The sequence below is a fragment of the Stenotrophomonas sp. STEN031 genome, from assembly GCF_056759975.1.
Map to the genome: position 1 here is coordinate 22,573 of NZ_JBRREA010000054.1, position 7,331 is coordinate 29,903.

General features: G+C 64.5%; 9 protein-coding genes and 1 pseudogene. 1 reads left to right on the forward strand and 9 read right to left on the reverse strand.

Going from position 1 to position 7,331, the window contains the following annotated elements:
• Positions 1–56: 56 nt before the first annotated feature.
• The 8 genes from ACVOLQ_RS18300 to moaA form a co-directional block, all read right to left on the reverse strand.
• Positions 57–1,475, reverse strand: a complete 1,419-nt coding sequence (locus tag ACVOLQ_RS18300) for a NarK family nitrate/nitrite MFS transporter (RefSeq protein ID WP_313494056.1) — start codon at positions 1,473–1,475, stop codon at positions 57–59.
• Positions 1,476–1,623: 148 nt separating this feature from the next.
• Positions 1,624–1,995, reverse strand: a complete 372-nt coding sequence (locus ACVOLQ_RS18305) for a DUF7009 family protein (protein ID WP_481528871.1) — start codon at positions 1,993–1,995, stop codon at positions 1,624–1,626.
• Complete coding sequence (gene mobA / locus ACVOLQ_RS18310; protein ID WP_313494058.1) at positions 1,992–2,564, reverse strand: molybdenum cofactor guanylyltransferase; 573 nt, start codon at positions 2,562–2,564, stop codon at positions 1,992–1,994. The genes ACVOLQ_RS18305 and mobA overlap by 4 nt, the downstream gene beginning before the upstream one ends.
• The gene (locus ACVOLQ_RS18315) at positions 2,536–3,036 is read right to left on the reverse strand and encodes a molybdenum cofactor biosynthesis protein MoaE (protein ID WP_313494060.1); all 501 of its coding nucleotides are present in this window, start codon (positions 3,034–3,036) and stop codon (positions 2,536–2,538) included. Before ACVOLQ_RS18315 ends, mobA begins: the two co-directional genes overlap by 29 nt.
• A 1-nt stretch (position 3,037) precedes the next feature.
• Entirely contained in the window at positions 3,038–3,298 is a 261-nt protein-coding gene (locus ACVOLQ_RS18320; protein WP_313171153.1) for a MoaD/ThiS family protein, read from the reverse strand.
• Positions 3,295–4,554 (reverse strand): molybdopterin molybdotransferase MoeA, encoded by a 1,260-nt coding sequence (locus tag ACVOLQ_RS18325; RefSeq protein WP_481528872.1) that lies wholly within the window; start codon positions 4,552–4,554, stop codon positions 3,295–3,297. The genes ACVOLQ_RS18320 and ACVOLQ_RS18325 overlap by 4 nt, the downstream gene beginning before the upstream one ends.
• Complete coding sequence (gene moaCB, locus ACVOLQ_RS18330) at positions 4,551–5,549, reverse strand: bifunctional molybdenum cofactor biosynthesis protein MoaC/MoaB (protein WP_481528875.1); 999 nt, start codon at positions 5,547–5,549, stop codon at positions 4,551–4,553. The genes ACVOLQ_RS18325 and moaCB overlap by 4 nt, the downstream gene beginning before the upstream one ends.
• Before the next feature lie 8 nt (positions 5,550–5,557).
• A complete protein-coding gene (gene moaA, locus ACVOLQ_RS18335; RefSeq protein WP_481528873.1) occupies positions 5,558–6,538 on the reverse strand; it encodes a GTP 3',8-cyclase MoaA in 981 nt (326 codons plus the stop codon).
• Between the two features lie 195 nt (positions 6,539–6,733).
• Between moaA and ACVOLQ_RS18340 the strand changes: the two genes are divergently transcribed.
• Positions 6,734–7,138 (forward strand): ribonucleotide reductase subunit alpha, encoded by a 405-nt coding sequence (locus ACVOLQ_RS18340; RefSeq protein ID WP_481528876.1) that lies wholly within the window; start codon positions 6,734–6,736, stop codon positions 7,136–7,138.
• On the opposite strand, the pseudogene ACVOLQ_RS18345 reads toward ACVOLQ_RS18340, so the two are convergent.
• A pseudogene (locus ACVOLQ_RS18345) lies at positions 7,135–7,331 on the reverse strand (hypothetical protein); the annotation flags it as partial. The gene ACVOLQ_RS18340 and the pseudogene ACVOLQ_RS18345 sit on opposite strands and share 4 nt — an antisense overlap.

Here is a 7,331-nt window from a genome sequence, read left to right on the forward strand (position 1 = left end):
TCGCAAACTGCTGCATCGTGGCTGTGTGTTGCATCTGGCTGCGGTGCATTGCTTTCTCAGCAGGGGGTTTCAGCCCCGCGCCGGTAGTACCACCACCAGGTAACCGCCAGGCAGGTGATGTAGAACGCAATGAAGCCGTACAGCGCCATATCGGGGCTGCCGGTCAAGGTGATGGACGAGCCATAACTCTTGGGGATGAAGAAGCCGCCGTAGGCACCGATGGCACCTGAGAAGCCGACGACCGCAGCCGACTCGATGCTGGCCTGGTGCGCGGCGGCCTTCTTGCCTTCGGCGCCTTCATTGGCCGACAGGCGCTCGTGCAGGGTGCGGAAGATCACCGGAATCATCCGGAAGGTGGTGCCGTTGCCGATGCCGCTGAGCACGAACAAGGCCATGAACGAGAGCAGGAAACCGTAGAAGTTGCCGCCCTGGCCATTGCTGGGCAGGAAGTGCAGCACGCCGAACACCGCTGCGATCATCAGCGCGAATACCCAGAAGGTCAGGCGTGCGCCGCCCCAGCGGTCGGCCATGCTGCCGCCCACCGAGCGCATCAGCGCGCCCAGCAGCGGGCCGATGAAGGCATAGGCCAGTGGATTCACATCCGGGAACTGGCTCTTGACCAGCATAGGGAAACCGGCAGAGAAGCCGATATAGGAACCAAAGGTGCCGATGTACAACCAGCACATCAGCCAGTTGTGCTTGCGGCGGAAGATCACCGCCTGCTCGGAGAACGACGAGCGCGCACTGGTCAGGTCATTCATGCCGAACCAGGCGGCCAGCGCGAAGAAGGCGATGAACGGCACCCAGATGAAGCCGGCGTTCTGCACGAACAAAGGCGCTCCGCCGTCGACTACTGCCTGAGGGGCACCGCCCATCGCACCAAACACACCAACGCTGATCACCAGCGGTACCACTGCCTGCGAGACCGATACGCCGACATTGCCCAGGCCTGCATTCAAACCCAGCGCCATGCCCTGGCGCTGCTTGGGATAGAAGAAGGAGATGTTGGACATCGACGACGAAAAATTCGCGCCGCCGAAACCACACAGGATGGCGATCAACACGAACACCCAGTACGGCGTGGCCGGGTTCTGCACCGCGAAGCCCAGCCACAAGGTCGGCAGCAGCAGTGATGCGGTCGACAACGCGGTCCAGCGGCGACCGCCGAAGATCGGGATGACGAAGGAGTAGAAAATGCGCAGCGTGGCGCCGGACAGGCTGGGCAGGGCCACCAGCCAGAACAGCTGGTCAGTGGTGAAGGCGAAACCGATCTTGGGCAGGCTGATGGTGACCGCCGAGAACAGCACCCACACCGAGAACGCCAGCAACAGCGCCGGAATCGATATCACCAGGTTGCGGGTGGCGACCTTCTTGCCGGTGCGTTCCCAGTAATCGGGATCCTCAGGCTTCCAATCACTGATGACGCGACCGGGACCGGCATTGCTCTGCTTTACGACATCGCGACTGGCACTCATGCATCGCTCCAAGGCTGTGTGATACGGCGCTGGCTTGCTGTGCGGTTGCTTGCCCAGTCGCCACGGCGTCATTAAGCCCGGCGCCCCCTGGGGCAGTCTTGATCTTGATCAATCCAATGGCGCTCTCGCGCCACCTACCTGACAAATATCAATCGATGCTTACGGCGTCGGCGTGATTACGACGTTGAACGCCACGTTGACGCACGCTGTCACGTACATCCACATCGAACTGAAGCTGCAGCGGCAGTGCCTGCGTCGGCAGCGCGAAGCTCAGGCCGTCACGGCAAGGCAGACGTGCCTGCAGCGCCAGCACGTCTTCGCGCGGCAGCTTGATCACCAACGTGGTTGCATCACCATCCAGCAGCGCCTCCGCCGTGTCGTGCAGCTGCAGGCGCTGCGACAGGGCTCCGGGCGTGCCCAGCCAGGTCTGGTTCTCCAGTACCTCGCCAGCGAGCAGGCGTGCCAGCTCGCTTTCATCAATGCGCAGCCGTAGCGACTGCGACTGGATCTGGACTTTCATGACGCAACTTCCTCCCATTGGCGGGGGGTATTGCAGTTCACAAGGCGGGCACCGGCACCGGCTGGCAGCGGCAGCTCCAGGCCGCCGAGGCGGCGTTGGAACATGCGTAGCGAGCGTGGCCCGTCTGTACCCATGACCATTTCAAACAGCAGACTGCGGCAAGCGCCGTCGATGTTCAAGTACATTGGCACCGGTTCGCCTGAATACGTCACACAAGGCGCTGTTCCATCACACAGCTGTCGCAGCAGTGACACATCCAGCAAGGGCATATCCACCGGCACCACCCATGCAGGTCCGTCGGCCAGCGTCTCCACTACGCTGTAGAGGCCGCCCAGCGGGCCGCAGCGCGGTACCGCATCGGGGACCGAATCGAAGCCCGGATAGTCACCACTCACCTTCACGGGCTGGGCACCAAGCGCACTGAGCAGCGCACAACTGTGTTCAAGCAAGGTCCGTCCACGCCACCGCAGCAGCGCCTTGTCCTGGCCCATGCGGCTGGAAAGCCCGCCGGCCAGCACGATGCCGGCGACCGGCGCTGGTTCAATGCGAGTGGTCGTGGACATGCCCATCGATATGCGCGTGCTCGGTATCGGGCTGGCACAGGCTGCAGCCTTCGCTCCATTCACTGTCGCCGTCCTGGTAATGCTCCTGCTTCCAGATCGGCGAACGGTGCTTCACCCCTTCGATCAACTGCCGGCAGGCGCGGAACGCTTCGTCACGGTGCGGGCTGCCGGCGGCGACGACCACGGCGACATCGCCGACTGCCAGCCGGCCCTTGGCATGGGCCACATAGAGTTTTATGCGCGGGCCGAAATCGGCAGTGATCTCGGCGATCTGTCGCTGGAACTCGTTCAACACCAGCGGTTCGAACAGGTCATAGGTGATGCCCAGCACTGGCCGGCCCTGGTTCAGATCGCGCACCTTGCCGATGAAGACATCGATGCCCCCGAAGCCCGGATCGGACACGGCGGCGATGCCTTCGGCCGGATCAATCGCCGCATCGGCACGGTCCACCACTTTCCATACACTCTCGAAGCTCATTTCAGCCTCCACTCACTGGCGGCAGGATGGCAACGCGGCCGTCGCCGGGCAGCACATCGTTGTCGCGCAGAACGCGTTGTTCATCGGCAAATGCCGAGTAATCGACCAGGCCGGCACGGAACTGCGGGTAGCGCTGCTGCAGCAGCGCGCGCAGCGCCCTGCGCAGGTCGATGACCTGCCCGCCTTCGACCGGCACGCTGATCTCCCGCTGCGGGTCCAGTTCCGAAAATGCACCAAACAGCTGCACGACTATCTCTTTCATGACATCTCCAACGGGCTGAGCTGCACCGGCTCGCGGTGGCCCCAGCCCTGTACGCGTACCAGACTGCCAGCCGTGGCCAGATCACCCTCGCCTTCCAGCACCACCCACGCATTGGCGCGCAGCATGGTCTTGAGGCGGAATGACTCCTGCCCGGCCAGCACACTCACTCGCAACTGCCCGCTGGCATCGGCCTGCACGCGTGCGCGCGCATGGAAACGCAGGCCCGGTGGCTTGCGCACGTCGGCCTGCAGCGGCAACTGCAGAACGGTCTCTTCGGCCAGGCCCAGCATCTTTCGCAGCACCGGCTCGACGAAGAAGCGCAGACCTACCGCAGCGGAAATCGGGTTGCCCGGCAGGCCAAAGTACAGCGTGCCATTGGCCAGCCGCGCGAACAGCAGCGGTTTGCCCGGCCGGATCGCGACCTTGTGGAAGATGATCTCGGCACCGCGCGCGCGCAGTGCATCGGGAATGAAGTCATAGCGGCCCTGCGACACCGCGCCGGTACTCAACACCACCCGCGCACCGGCGGCCAAGGCCGCATCCAGTGCTGCGTCAAAAGCGGCCACGTCATCGCTGACCACGCCATTCCAGACCACATCAGCACCTGCAGCACGCAGGCGGCTGACCAGGAACGGGCGGTTGCTGTCGCGGATCTGCCCGGATTGCAGTGTTGCCGTTGCATCGCTGATCAGCTCCTTGCCGGTACTGATCACCGCAACCTGCGGCTGATGCTGTACCTGCACGCTGGCAACGCCGAGTGCATGCAGCAAGGTCATCGCATTGACGTCCAGTATTGCTCCTGCAGCGAGCACGGTTTCGCCCAGTTCCACGTCCTGACCGCGAAGGCGAACGTGCTGGCCGGGCTTCACTGTTGCCTGCAGACGCACCCGGGTAGGACGGCCATCCACGGCCTCCAGTACCTCGACCTGTTCAATCGGCACCACACTGTCCAAGCCGGACGGCATGCGCGCGCCCGTCATGATTTCCCAGGCCTGCGCGGAGTCGCCATTGGCCGCCGCATCACCGGCCGCCTGCCAGCCCTGCACCTGCAGGATGCTGCCGGCGGCCAGCGGCTCACCATTTGCACACAGCGCGAAGCCATCCATCGCGGCGTTGTCGAACGGCGGCAGGTCCTGCGCGCTGTTTACCGGTGCGGCCAATATCCGGTCGGCGGCTGCAGCGAGGGAAACCTGTTCACTGCGCGCCGCCGGTGCGGCTGCCAGCAACTGCTGCAGGGCCTGCGCATAGCTGATCATGCGTGCGTGCCCCCGTCCATCATCGCCAAGGCATGGCCGAGCACGGGGGTGAGGATGTTCATGCACTGTGCGGCGGCGCGCGGACTGCCCGGCAGGGCGATGACCAGCAGATCGTCCAGTTGCACGACTTCGGCGCGGCTCAGCCAGGCCATCGGCGTGTGCTGGGCACTGAGTCCGCGCAGCATCTGCGCGAGCCCCGGCACCGGGCGTCCGCCCAAAGCCTGCAAGGCCTCGGGCGTCAGATCACGCGGGCCCAGGCCAGTACCGCCAGTGCACAGACAGAGGCGCACACCATCGGCGGCCAGCGCGCGCAGGCGCGCGACCAAGGGCTCGATGCCGTCCGCCAATACTTCGCTGCTGACCACATCGCCGCCCAGAGCCTGCAACCCCTTGACCAACACCGGCCCGGATTCGTCGACGTAATCGCCGCGGCTGGCGCGGTCACTGAGGGTGATCACCGCACAGCGCGCCGCCCCCAAAGTCCTGGGCGGGCGCGGCCGGAAACGTTCGAGTTCGCCTGCATCCATGCCTTGCGGGTGCGTCCACACACCGCTCTTGCCGCCTTCCTTGAACAACAGGCGGATCCCACTGATCTCCAGCGCAGGCTCGACCGGCTTGCTCAGGTCATACAAGGTCAGCAGCGCCGCGTTGACGCCGGCCAGCGCTTCCATTTCCACGCCGGTGCGCGCTTCGCTGGCACACTCGCACCAGACCCGGATCGCCTGGCGTTCTGGCACCGGCGCGCAGTACACCCGCACCAGCTCCAACGGCAGCGGATGGCACATCGGCATCAATGCCGAGGCCATCTTGGCGCCCTGCAGGCCGGCAATCTCGGCCATCACCAGCGCATCGCCCTTGGGCAGGCGACGCTCGACGATCAACGGGTAGGCAACAGGCCCTGCAATCAGCTCACCTACCGCCACCGCGCGGCGACGGGTGATGCGTTTGTCGCGTACATCGGCCATGTGGAATGCCGCACTCATCTGCCCACTCATTGCGTGTTTCATCCTCCAATCGAGGCCAGGTGCGGGGTAAGCCCGGTCTGGCCGAAGTGCAGTCCATGCCCGGCTGCCTTGAGCCCAAGCTGGGTGGTGATGCGCGCCAGCAGCGCATCCTGGGCCTCATCTGACTGCAGCAGCGGCCGCAATGCCACGCCGAAGTCACCGAACAGGCACAGCCGCAGATCACCTCGCGCGGTGACCCGCAGGCGGTTGCAGCCTTTGCAGAAATCCTTTGAGTACGGCGCGATGATGCCGATGCTGCCGCGATAGTCAGGGTGGCTGAACTCGCGCGCCGGGCCGGCATCGGCACCGCGTTTGCGCTCACTCCAGCCGGCCATCAACAGTTGCTCGATGACCACGTCGGCGCGCAGATGGTGGCGCTCGAAATACTCGCGGTTGTCACCTGTGCGCATCAGCTCGATGAAGCGCACGCTGATCGGCCGGTCGCGCAGGAAGTCCATCCATGCCGGCAGCTCGTCATCGTTCAGCCCGCGCAGCAGCACTGCGTTGAGCTTGATCGACTGCAGGCCCAATTCCTGCGCCAGGGCGATGCCCTCCATGATTTCAGGCAGGCGGTCGTGGCCGGTGATGGCGTGGAAGCGTTCACGCTGCAGGCTGTCCATGCTCACGTTCAGCGCGGTCAGGCCGGCGCGATGCCAGCCGGGCAGGTGCCGTGGCAGCAGGCAGCCATTGGTGGTGATGGCGACCTTGCGGATGCCCGGCACCTTCGCAACCTTGGCGATGATCTGGGTCAGGTCCTTGCGCAGGCTTGGCTCGCCGCCGGTCAGGCGGATCTTGTGCATGCCCAACGCGGCAAACGCACGCACCAGGCGTTCGATCTCTTCCACCGCCAGGAACTGCGGCCGGCCATCGGCCTGGTAACCGTCGGGCAGGCAATAGCTGCAACGGAAGTTGCAGGCTTCGGTCAGCGACAGACGCAGGTATGGAAAGCTGCGACCGAAGCCGTCGGTGAGTTGGCTCATGGCTGTTTCACCTCCTGACTCCACGTTTCCACGCTCGCCCGGCATGCCGGGATGCCCTCGCCTGTATTGAATGGCTGTCAGCGTACGTGGGCTATTGCGACGATGGCATGACTTAAATCAATCCGGACTCCCGCCAGACCTTCGGCAGCTGTGGCAGCATGAGCTCTCAACGGCTTCCTCCTTGTGAACACCACCATGATGCTGAGTGATTTCGACGACCTGTTGCGTGCCGCGCTGGAGCAGACCGAGCCACAACGCCTGTTGTTCGTATTCGTCAAAGCCGAACTGCCCGAATCCCCCACCGCCGATCAGCATGCCCGCCACGACAGCGGCGAAGGCGGCACCCTGAGCCCGGTGCTGTGCGTGGACAAGGCCCCGCAGGAAGTCGCCTCGTTTGCCGCACTTGCCGCGGAGTCTGCCAACACCGGCCTGGCCTGGGACCTGGTGTTCGTTGCTTCGCTGGACGGGCGTGCCGGCGTTGCTCCTTCCAGCGATGAAGCCGCGCAGCCGCTGCGGCTGATGGTCAATGCCATCAACGACGGCCAGATCAGCCGCTTCGCCGCATTCGACCGCGACGGCGCACCCGTGCAGTTCTACTAGGTGGCCAACTGCAGAAGAAGGAAGAACACCACCAATACGGTATTCAGGCCCCAGGCCACAGTCAGGCCGCGCGCGGCCATGCTGAATCGCCCCGTCTTTCCCGGAGGCTCCAAACCTTGAGAGGATGGAGCCATGAGCAACAGATTGACGAGGTACGCACCCGAGGTGCGTGAGCGGGCGGTGCGGATGGTCC